We start from the raw sequence: 15321 nt of genomic DNA on the forward strand, positions 1-15321 counted from the left end.
ATACCACGTTTGCCGTATCGTCTCTGTTGAATGCAACTCAGGCAAGATCTGATCAACGCCGTTGCGCGACCCTTCAGCGGGTCATCGGGCAACAAGCAAGCAAGGAGAGGAACGTGGCACAACGTCTCAACGAATACATGCAGCCGATCGGCTTACCGGTGCCGGACTGGAAAGGCGCACAACTGCCGGGGCGCGAGCCGCTCGTCGGGCGCTATTGCCGGATCGAGCGGGTGGACGTCGAGCGCCATGTCGAAGACCTGTACGAGGCCTATCGCACCGCCGAGGACGGTCGCGACTGGACCTATCTGGCGGTAGGGCCGTTCGAGAGCCTCGAAGCGTATCGGGAACATCTGACCAAAGCGGCAACGCTAACCGATCCGATGCACCATGCGGTGATCGACCTGGCTACGGGCAAGGCCGTCGGCACGCTGGCCTTGATGCGCATCGATGCGCCTAATGGCGTGATCGAAGTGGGTCACGTGACCTATTCGCCGCGTCTGAAAAGGACCCGCATCGCGACTGATGCAATGGGGCTGATGATGAAATACGTGTTCGAGGATCTGGGCTACCGGCGCTTCGAATGGAAATGCGACTCCCTCAATGGGCCGTCGCGGGCGGCTGCGCTGCGGTATGGCTTCAAGTTCGAAGGGATCTTTCGCCAGGCGATCGTCACACGTGGACGTAACCGGGATACAGCATGGTTTTCGGTCATCGACAGCGAATACCCTGCGGTGCGCGACGGCTTCGCGCAGTGGCTCGACGAGCGCAATTTCGACGCGCAGGGCAATCAGCGCGAGCGGTTGGGCGATCTGATCGCGCAACGGCAAGCGCTGGCGGCGGAGGTCGAAGCGAAGGCGAAGGCTGGCGGCTGAAATCGCCGCTGGCTTTGCGCTTGCTTCCGAACGCCGGCTATCTGGCGCCTGGTTACCTGGCGCGGCCTGCTGTCCGTCAGCCGGACCGGGGCTACCGCGCCTCGTACTCGTGTCAGGCCGGCGCGGCGGCGCGGCGAAACTGGATAGTCGGCTTGCCCTTGTAGACGCCGCGAACCCACTCTACGTAACCGCACTTTTGCGCTACCCGCAGGGACGCTGTGTTCTCCGGCGCAATGATGCAAGCAGTGTGGGTGGCGGGCCATTCTGCATCGGCCCAGCGTAGCGCCGCGCGCACCGCCTCGGTTGCGTAGCCGCGCCCGTGGGCCGCGGGCGTCAGCGCCCAGCCGATCTCGGGCATGTCGTCGAGCGGCGGCTCGATCTGACGCCGGAAATTGGCGAAGCCCACTTCGCCGACAAAGCGGCCGCTCTCCTTTTCACGCACCACCCAATAGCCGAAGTCCAGCAGCGCCCAATGCCCGACGTAGCGCAACAGACGCGCCCAAACCTCTTCGCGGGTAGACGGCTGGCCGCCGATAAAGCGAATCACCTCCGGATCGGACCACATCGCAAAGCTGTCGTCGAAATCCTCGATGACATGAGGACGCATGGTCAGACGATCAGTCTCGAGGAACGTGCTGGACTGGGCCATGGTGCGGAAAATGGGGTTGAAGGTGGTTGGGATGATCGCAGATTTTGGGCAATGCGTTAGGCAATGCCATGCAAGTACCGAACTTCGCACTCGCTCTACGCCAGCTCCAAAAACCGCTCCAAACACGGGTTGCGATTCACCGGCGACCACACCAGCACCTGCTCGATTGTCGGTGCATCGGCCAGCGGCCGGAACACCACGCCTGCAAGCTGCGCCTTGCGCATCGAAGCCGGCACGAGCGCAACACCGACACCCTCGTCGACCAGACTGAGCACCGTCTGCTGCAGTTGCACCTCGAAACGGATATCCGGCTCGAAGCCCCCCGAGCGGCAATGCTCGAGGATGGTGGCGCGCAAGGTGGGCGCCACTTCCTCCGACGCCAGCACAAACGGCTCCCCCGCCAGTTGCGCAATCTTCAGTTGCCGCGCCCGCGCTCGTGGATGAGTCCGCGACAGCGCCACACACAGCGGCTCGCTGACAATCGTGCGCATGGCGAGGCTCCTGTTCGGCGCGCCCGGAAACATGATTGCCGCGTCGATCTGGCCGGCCAGCACCTGCGCAGCAAGATCGTTCGACACCACCTCGCGCAGATTGAGCGCCACTTCCGGATATGCCGAACCGAAAGTCCGCGCGTAACTGGGCACCACGCTGTACGCGGCACACATCGTGAAGCCGATCGCCAGCGTCCCCGTGTCGCCGTGCGCGGCCGCCTGGGCATTACGCGCGGCCTGTTCGATTGCGCTGAGAATCGCCTTGGCGTCGGCGTAGAACCGCTCGCCGGCCGCCGTCAGCGTGACGCTGCGCGGACTGCGCTCGATCAGCGTGACGCCGAGACTCGCCTCCAGCGCCGCCAGTTGGCGACTCAACGGCGGTTGCGACAGGTTGAGCCGCGCCGCGGCCCGGCCGAAATGGCGGGTCTCGGCCAGCGTCACGAAGTAGCGTAGCGGTTTGACGTCGATCACGATGCAAAAAAGGTATTGTTGGGCACTCGAAACGGTATTTGATTGTATCAACGTGAACCACTACTCTGGCGAATCGTCTTTTCTCAGCCTGTCGGCCTGCCTCACTGATGTTATCGACCCTCGAGATTCTGCTCCCCGTATTCGGCCTGATTTTCGCGGGTTTCGTGTGCCGCAAGCGCGGCCTGCTGGGGCCCACGGCCGCGTCGGAACTGAACCGCTTCGTCGTCTGGCTCGCGCTGCCCGCGCTGCTGTTCGACATCATGGCCCACGCCACCTGGCGTCAGTTGTATCAGCCGGCGTTTGTCGCGACCTTCGCGCTGGCCTGCGCCGGGATATTCTTGCTGATTCTCGCCGTGCGTCTGCTGGGCGGCCGGCCCCTGGCCGACGCCAGCGTCGATGCGATTGCGGGCTCGTATCCGAACACCGGCTACATCGGCTTTCCGCTGTGCCTGATCGCGTTTGGACCCGTCAGCCTGACGCCGACCACGATCGCTACGATCCTCGTCGCCTGCGTGCTGTTTGCAATCGCGATTGTCCTGATCGAGGTGGGTCTGCAGACCGAGCGCGCGCCTCACCGGCTGGCGTTGAAGGTGGTGGGTTCGCTGGCGCGCAATCCGCTGATTGTTTCGCCCATCGTCGGCGTGCTGGTGGCCAGCGTTCACGTCACGTTGCCGCAAAGCGCGGAGACGTTTCTGAAACTGCTGGGCGGCGCCGCAAGCCCATGCGCGCTGGTGAGCCTCGGTCTGTTCCTCGCAGAAAAGCGCGAGGGTCAAGCCAAGGCGACGAAAAACGGCGCTTCACTGCTGCTTACCGCCACCAAGTTGCTGCTGCAACCGGCCTTGACCTGGTGGCTCGCCGCACGTGTGTTTGCGCTGTCGCCCATGCTGGTTGAAATGGCCGTCGTGCTGGCTGCCCTGCCCACCGGCACCGGTCCGTTCATGCTTGCGGAGTTTTATCGGCGCGAAGCGCACATCACATCGCGGACTATTCTTCTGTCCACCTTGGGTTCGCTCGTCACGCTCTCGCTGCTGCTATTGTTTATGCGGCACGGCGCCTGAACGACGGCGTGGCGGTGCGGTGGTGCGGCACGTTCACGCTCGCTCGCGTCGTGACACTGCGCGACATATCTCGCACATATCTTTTAACCGTGCCCGTCCCTAGACTGGTTTCATGGGACGCGGCGGCGATCGGTGCCGCAGACGATTCGTCCCCTCACGAGTCGGAACAGGCACACAATGATCTCCACAGGAAAAATTTCGCTCTTTGCTACAGCGATTGTCGTCAGCGCGTCGATGATCGAAGCATGGGTCCTCAGCCGCAAAAAAACCGCGCATTTCGACTGGCATGAAGTGATGCTGTCGTTGACCGACCTGGTCGGCCGCAAGCTGCTTGCGCTCCTGCCCTTATCGCTGGCTGCGCCGATCTTCGCGTTTGCATGGGACCATCGCATCTATACGGCCACTATCAACAGCGCGTTGATGGTGTTGTTGCTGTTCGTCGGGCAAGAGTTCTTCTATTACTGGTATCACCGCGCGTCTCACCGCATCCGTTTCTTCTGGGCAACCCATGCGGTTCACTATTCGCCGAATCAACTGACGCTCTCCTCGGCATACCGTCTTGGCTGGACCGGAAAGCTGACCGGTACCGCGATGTTCTTCACGCCGCTCGTCTGGCTCGGCATCCGCCCCGAAGTCGTGCTGGCGACGTTGATGATCAATCTGCTGTATCAGTTCTGGCTGCACAACACATGGATGCCGAAACTAGGCTGGCTGGAATATGTGTTCAACACGCCATCGGCTCATCGCGTGCATCACGCATCGAACGTAGAGTATCTGGATGCGAATTACGGCGGTGTGCTGATTATCTTCGATCGCCTGTTCGGCACCTACGTCGCCGAGCGCGACGATCTGCCCTGCCGCTATGGCCTCACAACGCCGACACGTTCGCACAATCCCTTTGTCGTGCAGTTCGAACATTGGGTGAGCCTCGCTCGCGACATCGCATCGTCGAAGCGTCCGTGGACCGCGATCGGATATGTGCTGCGTCCGCCGGGTTGGAGGCCGGACGGTGCAGGGGAAACGACGGAGGATTTGCGGCGGGGGGTGACGCACTAAGGCGTGCTTGCACGGGTGTTCCGCTGCACTGAAATTGTCCTTGCCGAGCAAGCCTGCCGGCAAGGCGTACAGCTTATAGCCTGTATTTGCGAAATACAGCCTATAGGCTGTTATTTGCATTTACAGTCTATAACCTGTATTGTGCTTGAATACGGACCGGAGACCTACGGTGGATTATCCGATCAAGACGCTTAATCAGCTACGGCCCATTCTGCAGGGATTCCGCAAAGCTGCTGGGCTCACGCAAGCCATGATGGCCAGTCGCCTCGGTGTGACGCAGCAGACTTACGCCCAGCTTGAGGCCAATCCGGCCGCAGTCAGCGTAGAGCGGCTCTTTAGGGTCTTGCGTGCACTGGATGTCGATCTGACGCTGGCTTACACCGCTGCGCGTCCACAGAAAGGCGGCGTTCCGCGCAAGACTGCTCCGCCTCCTCCGGCAAGCATGTCCGTCGCAGCCCGAAAAAATAAGGGTGCTAAGGCAAAGACCTTGCCGGCCGCTCACGCAAAACGCGTCACGCCTGGCAAGACGAAAAGTCCGCAGGAAACCTCATTGCGTGCCAGCAGCGCCCCAAAACGGGCTGAAACAACCCGGAAAAGCAGCAACAACAATGAGCCTACTGTCCGACGAAGCGCCAGAACGACGGGAGGGAGCAACAAGAAAAGGGAGAATTGGTAAACATGCCGCGCCGCACGCAAATGAATCGGCTTGATCTGTGGATGAATGGTCTGCCGGTCGGCTATTGGGAAACCACTCGCAGCGGCGAGCGGCTCGTGTATCGGGACGACTGGATCGACGATCCCCAAGGGCGCCCCCTCTCCCTATCGCTGCCCTTCACACCGGGCAACCAGCCTTATAGCGGCCAGGTCGTAGCGGATTATTTCGACAATCTTCTTCCTGACAGCGAGGCGATCCGCCGCCGCATTGCCACACGCTACAAAACCGGTAGCACCGAGCCTTTCCAGCTTCTCGCGAAACTGGGCCGAGACTGCGTGGGCGCCATCCAGATGCTCCCGCTGGACGAGGCGCCGGTCGATCTCAGGAGCATCCGCGGACGCGAACTCAAGCAGGGTGAGATCGCCCGCCTGCTGCGGGACACAACCTCGGCAATCCAGTTGGGCCAGCATGAACCTGTGGATGATCTGCGCCTGTCCATCGCCGGCGCGCAGGAAAAAACGGCCCTTCTCCGAAGCGGTAACCGATGGCTGCTGCCTGAGGGCAGCACGCCAACCACGCATATCTTCAAGTTGCCGTTGGGCCTGGTAGGCAACATGCGGGCCGACATGCGCACCTCGGTGGAAAACGAGTGGCTCTGCTCGAAAATCGTCGCAGCCTATGGCCTGCCCATCGCCCAATGCGAAATCGCCAGGTTCGAGGATCAGAAGGTACTCATTGTCGAACGCTTCGACCGCAGGTTATCAAGCGACGCAAGCTGGATTTTGCGGCTACCGCAAGAGGATATGTGTCAGGCAACCGGCACACCTGCACTTCAAAAGTACGAGTCTGACGGCGGCCCAGGCATTGAAGCCATCATGCACGTGCTCGAACGGTCTGAGCGCGAAGCCACGGACAGGCGTCACTTCTTCATGACGCAAATGATCTTCTGGCTGCTGGCGGCCACGGATGGTCATGCAAAAAACTTCAGCATCGCCCACCTGCCGGCCAACCGTTACGAATCCACGCCGCTCTATGATGTATTGTCCGCTCATCCGATCATAGGCAGGGGCGCCAATCACATTGCCGTGCAAAAGGCGAAACTGGCCATGGCGGTGCGTGGCAAGAACGTCCACTATCTGATCAACCAGATCCAGCGCCGTCACTGGATTGCCCAAGGGCAACGCGTCGGATTTTCTGCTGCAGAGACCGAAGAGATGATCGGCGAACTGACTGCGCAGACCTCGGATGTCATCGACGAGGTTGCGGGCCTCCTGCCAAAAGACTTCCCCATGGATATTGCGGAGGCCATTTTCAACGGCATGCAGCGGCTGAGCAGCAAACTGGCCCTGTCGAAGTAAGCGGGGATCACGCCCCGTGATTCAACCCGCGACTCCCCACCCTCCACGCCACCGCTGCTCACCGCCGCCAACGCCCTCGCCCCCACCTTCCCCGACGACTCCGCGATCTGCACGCCAACAGCCCCGGCACAAAGATCAGCAGATCGCGAATCCGCCGCGCCCCTGCAAGCGCAAGGCACGTCGCCGGATCGAGCCCCCAGCGCGCCGCCAATCAGGACGAAGCCACCCTCCTGCACCCCCAGCCCGCCCGGCACAAAAAACGCCGCACTACTGACCGCCTGAATCAGCGACTCGGATCACCACCGCCTCGGTAAAACTCACGCGTGCACCGAGAAAGTACAGCGCCAGCCAGATCTCCAGCGCGGTTAGCACGCACTGCAGCGGCTGCCAGAAGAACAGATAGCGCAGCACCACGCCACGGCGGCGCCAGATCAGTTTGATCGACTGATCGATCTGTGCCGACTGGCCCACCAACGCGGCCAGCTTCCCGCTCGTCGCATGGTTCAGCATGCGCGTGATGCGTTCGAACGGGCTCGCGTGCTGCACCAGCGCGAACAGCACCAGCAACGGCGTGAGCGCCACGATGCCCCAGGCCAGATCGGCAGCGAGACGTAGCGTGCCCGACGCCGCGTGAGCAAACAGAAAGCCGATGCCGACCAGCGTGAACATCACTGGCTGATCAGCGTGAGCTGCATATCGACCACCAGACTCGCCGCCGCGGTCGAGCCGCGCAGACCGCGACGCCGCATGAGGCGAAACGACACCACCTCGCCGCCGATGCGCGCCACCGGCAACATGCTGTTGACCGATTCGCGAATCCAGACAGTTGCAACATGCCCGCCAGGCTGGGCCCGGTTCGCGCCGCGTATCAGGCTTTGCCAGTCGCGCGCGTTGGCGAGCATCGGCAGTACGTGGGCGAGCCCCGCCAGCACCAGCCCCGCGCCGGCGGCGCGCATGAGCCCGAGCACCGCGCCCGGGTTGTCGTGCACCACCAGCCAGAGCGACGCAATCAAGCCAAGCAACGCGCGAGACGACCGACATGCTTCATCACGCTGCCACCTTATTGCACGCCCCCAGCATCACCGCATTGACCGCGGTGACTGGTACTACGAATACGCCACGTTGCCGGAGGTCCGCTGAACCCACCCGCGCAGCCTGCAAAGAAAATCCGCATAACCCCTTACTCGTCCTGAACTGGCGACAGCAAACCATTGCCGTCCACCTTGAAGCTCACGCCTCGCCAGATCACTCGTGTCGAACAGAAGCTCGCCACGAAGATCAAAAAAACGACACGATATCCCAGAACGGCACAACCACAGGTCGCGACGCACTTGCGCAACGCGCGATCCGATTGTACTTTCAGCGCCAGCCGCGCGAGCAGCGCCACCGCCACGAGCGGCCACGCCCATGCCGCACCGGCCGGACAACACGATCGTCAGCAAGGCAAAGGCCAGCGGATGAATCAGTGCCGAGCCAAAATGGCCGACCGGATCGGATCGTGCGGATAGTCCGGCTCCAGCGCAATTCGTGCGCAATCAGCTTGGTGGCGCTGGTCTCGACGCACGCATGCGACACCGTGAACGGCGGTATCACCACCTTCTCGCCAATCATGCGCACCGCTTCGCCGATCGCATGATCCTCCGCCAGGTGATGCACGAACTGCGCGAAGCCGCCGATCTTCTCGAGCGTTTCGCGCCGCATCGCAATGGTCTGCCCAAAGCACGGCCGCGCCATCCCCAATGCCAGCCCCGTCACGACGCCCGGCAGGAACTGGTAATTGGTCGCCTTGGCCGACAGCCGCGGCCAGAACCCCGGATCGGGCTGGCCGCGATAGACACAGGTGACGAGACCCACGCCGGGCTTCTGCAACTCGCCGATCACGTTGCGCAGATAATCCGGCCCCACGCTCACGTCGCTGTCCGCGAACACCAGCACGTCATGCTGCGCCTCGGGCAACATGTTGAGGATGTTGCTCATCTTGCGGTTGGGTCCATACAGACGTGCATCGGCCACCACCGTGATATGCGCATCAGGATGCAGCAGACGCAACTGTTCAACCGTGTGCAATGCCGGATCTTCCGAGTCGTGCACGCCGAACAGGAATTGCAGTGGACCCGGATAGTCCTGCTGGCAAAAGCTCGCCAGATTGCTGAGCAGGGTCCACTCGTCGCCGTGCAGCGGCTTGACGATCGTGACCGGCGGATAGCTGCTGGGCTCCGAGGGGGGACGCGCGAAGAAACGCCCGATCAGCGCGCCGGCCAGTACCGTGTATGCAATGCCGAACATCGCCCCCATGCCGCACAGCACCGCCAGCGCGAGGCGCAACAGATGCAGCGCGCGCAGGGATCCTTCGAGTTCGATCAGCCCGATCGCCAGCAGCACGGCAATCGGGCACGCGAGCCAGGCGAGGCGCTTCATGACGGGTCCGTCCACGCGACACGGCGGAAGGGACACATGCCCGTTACGCTTCGTGAGCGCGCAGGAAGCGGAAGAACTCGACGCCTTCGCGCAGACGCCGCTTCATCATGTCCCAGCTCATGAGCATCTCGCGCACGATCTCCCAGATCTTCGAGGGCCGGAAATAGAAGCGCTTGTAGAAGCTCTCGACGTGGTGATAGATCTCTTCGCGCGACAGATGCGGATAACCGATCGCCGCCAGTGCACACCTTCCTTGCTGACGAGATTGATCACCTTGTTCTCCTGCAGCCAGCCGTTCTCCACCGCCTGGTTGTAGAGAGCGTCGTGCCCGGATACGGCGCCGCCAGCGACACCTGGATCGTGTGCGGATTGATTTCCTTGGCGTACTCAATCGTCTTTTCGATCGTCTCCTGCGTCTCGCCCGGCAGCCCCAGGATAAACGTGCCGTGAATCTTGATGTCCAGCTTGCGGCAGTCCTCGCTGAAGCGCCGGGCGATGTCCGTGCGCAGACCCTTCTTGATGTTCAGCAGGATCTGGTCGTCGCCCGACTCGTAGCCCACCAGCAGCAGGCGCAGGCCGTTTTCCTTCATGATCTTCAGTGTCGAATACGGCACGTTCGCTTTCGCGTTGCAGGACCACGTCACGCCCAGCTTGCCGAGACCGCGTGCGATTTCTTCGACGCGCGGCTTGAAGTCGGTGAAGGTGTCGTCGTCGAACATGATCTCCTTGACCTCAGGCATGTTGTCGCGGATCCACTTCACTTCTTCCAGTACATTCTCCACCGAGCGCGTGCGGTAGCGGTGCCCGCCTACCGTCTGCGGCCACAGGCAGAACGTGCACTTCGAATGGCAGCCGCGACCCGTGTAGATCGATACATACGGATGCTTCAGGTAACCGATGAAGTAGTTTTCAATCTTCAGGTCGCGCTTGTAGACCGGTGCGACGAAGGGCAGCTCGTCCATGTTCTCGAGGATCGGGCGCGCCTCGTTGTGTTCGATCGAGCCGTCCGCTGCGCGATAGCTCAAGCCCTGATCTGCGCGAGCGGTTTGCCCGCGGCCACTTCCTGGCAGGTGAAATCGAATTCTTCACGGCAGACGAAATCGATCGCCTCGCTCGCGGTCAGCGAGTTGTGCGGATCCACGGCGACCTTCGCACCCACCATGCCGATCATCACCGACGGTTTGAGCTGCTTGAGGTCCTGCGCAAACATCGCGTCAGTGGGAAACGACGGCGTGCTGGTGTGGATGATCACAAGCTCGTACTGCTGCGCAATCTTGAGCGAGGCTGCGACCGACAAGCCATCCGCCGGCGCATCGAGTACGCGGCTATCCGGCACGAGTGCCGCCGGCTGCGCGAGCCAGGTGGGATACCAGAACGAGCGGATCTCGCGCTTCGCCTGATAGCGCGAACCCGCGCCGCCATCGAAACCGTCATACGACGGGGCCTGCAAAAACAGCGTTTTCATGAATGATGCTCCGGCAAGATGCTTGAAATCTGATAATCAGGTAATCGAAAGAATGGGTTTGCGATGACATGACAGCGCGCCGGACCTCGCGCGGCATTACGCGCGGCCGGCGCAAAACCTGCTGCCGTTAGCACGCGGCCCACTCGATGGCCGTGCGATTGAACCGGAGATGGAGAACCACAAGCATGCGCACCGGACACACTGGCGATATCTCGATGGCATTGGCATGTGCTGCGCTGAAGGTGGCGTAGCGTTGGGACAGGGCTGAGACAAATGCGGCGCGCGCCACGTGTCTTGTGACCAGTACGAAGCACACGATGACCGCCACAGCGACTAGCCGGAAGGTCGTCGACGTAAACACATCTTCAGGCACACCGAACAGGCCGATTGCCAAAAGCGCCGCTACGTCTATCACGATGGCAGCAAGCGACGCTGTCAGGAGATAGGCCCGTAGCATGTTGATTGTGGATGGTTTCATGGCGCGGTTCGTCGATACGGATGGGCGGAAATATCGAACGCGCTTTCATTTTCCTTGTAGCGATCGATAAGCCGATGCACGTCTTCTGGTTTTAAAGCGCGTCTATACGTCCATGCGTTGTGAGTCGATAGTAGCGGCGAAACCTGATGGGAACCTTAAGCGAAAAGGCGCCATACTTTCAACGACATAACACCCATGCAGTACAGTGCGAATTGTCCCTGGCAAAGATGACGATCTGACTGGCGACAGCCCCGAATCACCACACGCCTCCCAGTGCCTTGACGAGCAAAACGCTTGCGTCGATCTGCCGGCGCTCCAGGTCGACGGCAGTGCGCTCGTCCGTCAATGCCGTGCTTTGTGCGGTGACCACCTCCAGGTAGTCCACGGTGCCGATCCGGTACTGGTCCAATGCAAGCTGCAGGGTCTTTTGCGCTGACGCCACCGCTTCATTCTGCTTGCTGGCCTCCTCACGCAAGATACGCAGCGACGCCAGGTTGTCTTCCACTTCCTGAAAGGCCGTCAGCACGGTTTCGCGATAATCGGCCGCGCTGGCATCGTATTGCGCCTGAGCCTTCTCGGTCATCGCGCGGCGGCGGCCGCCGTCGAACAGGGTGCCCACCAATGCCGGTCCTACCGCCCACATGCGCGACGGTGCAGTGAGCCAGTTCGTCAAGGTCGAACTTTCGAACCCACCGGTGGCAGACAAAACAAGGTCGGGAAAAAACGCGGACTGGGCAATGCCGATCTGGTCATTGGCCGCTGCCACGCGTCGCTCCGCGGCGGCGATATCGGGCCGGCGTTGCAAGAGTTCGGAAGGCAGCCCCACTGGAATCGCGGGCGGTACGAAATCCGCCGTGGCCGGCGGCAAGCTGAACGTCGACGCGGGCACGCCGGTCAGCGTGGCAATCGCGTGCTCGTATTGCGCACGGGCCACGCCCAGGTCGATATCCTGCGCTTCGGTGACCTGCAGTTGCGTCTCGGCCTGGCTCACGTCCGCCTGCGACGACACGCCGACCGCGAAACGGCTTTTGGTGAGATCGAGCGACTGTCGGTAATCTGTAATCGTCTGATCAAGCAAGCGTTTGGAGGCATCGAGTCCGCGCAGATTGAAGTAGTCGACCGCCAGCTCGGCATGCACGCCAAGGCGCACGCTCTCGAGATCGGCCGCGCTCGCCTGTGCGCCGGCGCGTGCGGCGTCGTTTTCGTGCGCGATTCTGCCCCACAGATCCGGCTCCCAGCTCGCGTCGAGTGCGACCGCATAATCGCCGAACGACTTGCCGGCCGTCTGCTGATGACCGATCACGTTCGCCGAATCGTGCAGGCTGGTCGCATCGGTCGTCACGCCGACGGTCGGCAGATACGCGGCGTGGGCGGACTCGACCATCGCACGCGCCTCCTGAAGCTGAGCGACGGCCTTCTGGATCGTCTGGTTCGAGACGCTGACGCGCGCTTCGAGTGCCGTCAGTTGCGGGTCGTTAAAGCGCGTCCACCATGCGCCGCGCGATTCGGTGTCGGCAGGCGCGGCGTGGGTCCAGCCAGGTGTAGCAGGCGAAGACGACACGGCCGCTTTGCCCGCCGTTGTCGACAGTGCGCCGCTATCTGTCGAGGACAGGCCGCCGTTCTCCTTGAAAGCCGCGGGCACGGCCACCGAGGGTCGCACATAGTCCGGACCGATCGAGCAGCCCGCGAGACCGAACACACTCGCCGCGCAAAGCGCACCAAGCAGCCGCGCGCGCGCGCTGCGCAGCGGCGTCACGTGAACAAGCCGCAGCTTCATGACTGGCCCCCTGCTCCGTTCGCTTTTGTCGCCGAGGCGCTGCCAGGGACGAAACCCGCACGGGCTGTCCATTAGTAATCGAGTCGGACGGATTGAGGATCACCTTGTCGGTCGCGACGAGGCCCGCGGCCACTTCGATGCGCGTACCGAAGTCCCGGCCCAGCTTGATCGTCTTGAGCAGCACCTTCTGTTGCGCATCGACGGTGGCAACCTGCACCCCTTCAGGCCGGTACAGCAGCGCATTCACCGGCAACGACAAGCCCGGTTGAGCGGTTTTCAGCGACAGCCGCACCTGTCCATACGATCCCGGCAGCACCGCGTCGGCCGCGTTCGGCACGTCGACTTCGATGCGCAGCGTGCGCGTCGTCGGATTGATCGCGCCCGTGTTGCGCGCGACGGTTCCCGGCAGGCAGCGTCCGGGGATCTGCGCAACCTCGAGGCACGCCGACGTGCCGTCCAGTTGCGTGCCGGCGTAGTTCTGCGGCACATCGGCGTATACGCGCAACACGCTGGTCTGGGCCAGATCGAACATCTCTTTGGCCGGACCACCCGCGCTGCCCGCATCGATCAACGCGCCGACGTCGATGTTTCGCGCCGTGACCACACCCTCGAACGGCGCATAGACCTTCTCATACGACTGCATCTGCGCAAGGCGCGCCACATTCGCTTGCGCCGCGAGAAGCGCCGCATGTTTCGCCTGCGCGTCGCTCTGTTTCATGTCGGTGTCCTGCTGCGAGACCGCGTGTGTCTGCACCAGTTGCTGCCAGCGTGTCGACGTCACCTGGGCTAACTGATCGTTCGCCTGCGCCTGCTGCGCATCTGCACGTGCCTGACGCAGCGCGGCGTCCACTTCGGGCGCGTCGATGATGGCCAGCAATTGCCCGGCTTTCACATGCGTGCCGATATCGGCGTACCAGGCCTTCAGATAGCCGTTGGTACGCGCGAAAATCGGCGTCTGCTGATACGCCTCGATATTGCCCGGCAACACCAGCGCCTGGTCGGGCGGCGCGACCGTGGGTAGCGTGACCTGCACGGTCGGCACGGCCAGTGCCTCGGTCTGCTGCAGCAGCGCGGCACGCGCGTCGAGCCGCGGCACGATACCGGCGCCAAGCGCCGCCGCGACAACCGCTACGATCAGGGCAACCCGCAGAACGCCGCGCGGGCGTTGCGCGGGCGGTTGAGTCTGTGGCGCGGTCTGCGACGGATGCTCCGGCGCGGACTTGGGAGGTTGGTTGGACATGCGGCGTACTCCGGTCAATTCGAATCAGATCAGGTTAGGGTTGCCAGGCACAAGGCGGCCCCGCTCCGGGACCGGGCGAGGCGCGGCGCCGTTCACTTCAGAATGTCGAGTTCGGCCTGCGTCATACCGTGCGGACTACGTTTGGCCAGCCACGCATGCACCACCGAGAACACCACCGGCAGGAACATCAGCGTCGCGACCGTGCCGATCATCAGACCACCGATCACCGCTCGTCCCAGCGGCGCGTTCTGCTCGCCGCCGTCGCCCATGCCGAGCGCCATCGGCACCATGCCGATCATCATCGCGAGCGCCGTCATCAGCACCGGACGGAAGCGGCCCACGCCCGCCGCCAGCGCGGCCTGCAGCGGCTCCATGCCTTGCGCCAGCCGTTCGCGCGCAAAGCTCACGACGAGAATGCTGTTGGCCGTCGCCACGCCGATACACATCATGGCGCCGGTCAAAGCGGGCACGCTCAGTGTCGTGTTGGTTACGAACAGCATCCACGCGATGCCGGCCATGGCGCCCGGCAGACCGCAGATGATCACGAGCGGATCGATCCACGACTGGAAATTGATCACCATCAGCAGGTACACGAGCAGCACGGCGAAGCCAATGCCCATCGCGAGGCCGTTGAACGAACTCTGCATGGTGTCGACCTGGCCGCGGATCACACTCGTGCCACGCGGCAAGTTAGCCTTCGCGGCATCGACGATGCGCGTCACGTCCGTCGCGACGCCGCCCAGATCGCGTCCTTGCACCGAGCCGTAGATATCGATCACCGGCTGCACGTTGTAGTGCGTGACGACCGCCTGCTGCGTCGTGCGCGTAAATGTGCCCATCGCGCCGAGAATCCCGTTGACGCCGCCTGCGTTGCTGCCCGAGCCGCCGGTGCCCGGCGTGAACGTCGCGGAGAGCGGAATTGGCCAGCGTCTGCAGCGAATTGATGTCGTACTGCGGAACCTCCGTCATCACCGGATAGCTCACGCCGTTCTGCGGATTGAGCCAGAAGTTCGGCGACGTTTGCGAACTGCCGGACAGTGCGATCAGCAGGCTTTGCGCGACGTCCTGCTGCCGCAGGCCCGCCAGCAGCGCTTTGGTGCGGTCCACGTTGATCGCAATCTCCGGTTGATCGGCCGGCTGCTGGATGCGCAGGTCGACGAGACCCTCGACGCCGTGCAGTTTTGCCTGCAGGTTGTCCGCGAACGTGCGGTCGTCGTCCAGGTTATTGCCGACCACCTGGATGTCGATCGGCGCCGGCAGCCCGAAGTTGAGAATCTGGCTCACCATGTCCGCGGGCAGGAACGAGAACGTCACCGCCGGGAATTTCTCGCCG

Annotated in this window: 10 protein-coding genes and 4 pseudogenes; 5 read left to right on the forward strand and 9 right to left on the reverse strand. The window is 62.6% G+C overall.

Translation table 11 applies throughout. The features are described from left to right. Positions 1 to 137: 137 nt before the first annotated feature. Entirely contained in the window at positions 138 to 872 is a 735-nt protein-coding gene (locus BUS12_RS17105; RefSeq protein ID WP_074296902.1) for a GNAT family N-acetyltransferase, read from the forward strand. 112 nt (positions 873 to 984) lie between these two features. On the opposite strand, the gene BUS12_RS17110 is transcribed toward BUS12_RS17105, so the two are convergent. Then, positions 985 to 1521: a GNAT family N-acetyltransferase gene (locus BUS12_RS17110; RefSeq protein ID WP_074293653.1), complete on the reverse strand. Its 537-nt coding sequence runs from the start codon at positions 1519 to 1521 to the stop codon at positions 985 to 987. A gap of 95 nt (positions 1522 to 1616) precedes the next feature. Then, positions 1617 to 2483 carry a LysR family transcriptional regulator gene (locus BUS12_RS17115; RefSeq protein ID WP_074296894.1) on the reverse strand — a complete coding sequence of 289 codons (867 nt, stop codon included), beginning with the start codon at positions 2481 to 2483 and terminating at the stop codon, positions 1617 to 1619. Between the two features lie 107 nt (positions 2484 to 2590). Here BUS12_RS17115 and BUS12_RS17120 point away from each other — a divergent pair, with 107 nt between their 5' ends. The 4 genes from BUS12_RS17120 to BUS12_RS17135 all read left to right on the forward strand — a co-directional run bounded on the left by BUS12_RS17120 (position 2591) and on the right by BUS12_RS17135 (position 6610). Then, positions 2591 to 3541, forward strand: coding sequence for an AEC family transporter (locus BUS12_RS17120; RefSeq protein ID WP_074296898.1), 951 nt, complete (start codon positions 2591 to 2593; stop codon positions 3539 to 3541). A 177-nt stretch (positions 3542 to 3718) separates the two neighbouring features. Then, positions 3719 to 4597, forward strand: coding sequence for a sterol desaturase family protein (locus BUS12_RS17125; protein WP_074296900.1), 879 nt, complete (start codon positions 3719 to 3721; stop codon positions 4595 to 4597). A gap of 169 nt (positions 4598 to 4766) precedes the next feature. Beyond that, the gene (locus BUS12_RS17130; RefSeq protein ID WP_074293654.1) at positions 4767 to 5273 is read left to right on the forward strand and encodes a helix-turn-helix transcriptional regulator; all 507 of its coding nucleotides are present in this window, start codon (positions 4767 to 4769) and stop codon (positions 5271 to 5273) included. A 2-nt stretch (positions 5274 to 5275) separates the two neighbouring features. Beyond that, positions 5276 to 6610 (forward strand): type II toxin-antitoxin system HipA family toxin, encoded by a 1335-nt coding sequence (locus BUS12_RS17135; protein WP_074293655.1) that lies wholly within the window; start codon positions 5276 to 5278, stop codon positions 6608 to 6610. A gap of 112 nt (positions 6611 to 6722) precedes the next feature. Here the strand turns inward: BUS12_RS17135 and BUS12_RS17140 are convergent. From BUS12_RS17140 to BUS12_RS17170, 7 genes and pseudogenes are all read right to left on the reverse strand, one after another. Beyond that, positions 6723 to 7661: pseudogene (locus tag BUS12_RS17140) on the reverse strand (lysylphosphatidylglycerol synthase domain-containing protein); the annotation flags it as partial. A gap of 129 nt (positions 7662 to 7790) precedes the next feature. Further along, positions 7791 to 9028, reverse strand: a pseudogene (gene hpnI / locus BUS12_RS17145) (bacteriohopanetetrol glucosamine biosynthesis glycosyltransferase HpnI). 43 nt (positions 9029 to 9071) lie between these two features. Beyond that, positions 9072 to 10493: pseudogene (gene hpnJ / locus BUS12_RS17150) on the reverse strand (hopanoid biosynthesis associated radical SAM protein HpnJ). 127 nt (positions 10494 to 10620) lie between these two features. After that, on the reverse strand, positions 10621 to 10971 hold the full coding sequence (locus BUS12_RS17155) for a hypothetical protein (RefSeq protein WP_074296735.1): 351 nt from the start codon (positions 10969 to 10971) through the stop codon (positions 10621 to 10623). Positions 10972 to 11227: 256 nt separating this feature from the next. Beyond that, positions 11228 to 12670: an efflux transporter outer membrane subunit gene (locus BUS12_RS17160; RefSeq protein WP_253190152.1), complete on the reverse strand. Its 1443-nt coding sequence runs from the start codon at positions 12668 to 12670 to the stop codon at positions 11228 to 11230. Next, the gene (locus tag BUS12_RS39415; RefSeq protein ID WP_143788343.1) at positions 12567 to 13988 is read right to left on the reverse strand and encodes an efflux RND transporter periplasmic adaptor subunit; all 1422 of its coding nucleotides are present in this window, start codon (positions 13986 to 13988) and stop codon (positions 12567 to 12569) included. The genes BUS12_RS17160 and BUS12_RS39415 overlap by 104 nt, the downstream gene beginning before the upstream one ends. A gap of 92 nt (positions 13989 to 14080) precedes the next feature. Then, positions 14081 to 15321, reverse strand: a pseudogene (locus tag BUS12_RS17170) (efflux RND transporter permease subunit); the annotation flags it as partial.

The organism is Paraburkholderia phenazinium, from assembly GCF_900142845.1.
GTDB lineage: Bacteria > Pseudomonadota > Gammaproteobacteria > Burkholderiales > Burkholderiaceae > Paraburkholderia > Paraburkholderia phenazinium_A.

Coding starts and splice junctions, on each gene's coding strand:
- BUS12_RS17110 (WP_074293653.1), bottom strand. CDS start 1,521: ATGGCCCAGTCCAGCACGTTCCTCGAGACTGATCGTCTGACCATGCGT.
- BUS12_RS17125 (WP_074296900.1), top strand. CDS start 3,719: ATGATCTCCACAGGAAAAATTTCGCTCTTTGCTACAGCGATTGTCGTC.
- BUS12_RS17105 (WP_074296902.1), top strand. CDS start 138: ATGCAGCCGATCGGCTTACCGGTGCCGGACTGGAAAGGCGCACAACTG.
- BUS12_RS17155 (WP_074296735.1), bottom strand. CDS start 10,971: ATGAAACCATCCACAATCAACATGCTACGGGCCTATCTCCTGACAGCG.
- BUS12_RS17135 (WP_074293655.1), top strand. CDS start 5,276: ATGCCGCGCCGCACGCAAATGAATCGGCTTGATCTGTGGATGAATGGT.
- BUS12_RS39415 (WP_143788343.1), bottom strand. CDS start 13,988: ATGTCCAACCAACCTCCCAAGTCCGCGCCGGAGCATCCGTCGCAGACC.
- BUS12_RS17120 (WP_074296898.1), top strand. CDS start 2,591: ATGTTATCGACCCTCGAGATTCTGCTCCCCGTATTCGGCCTGATTTTC.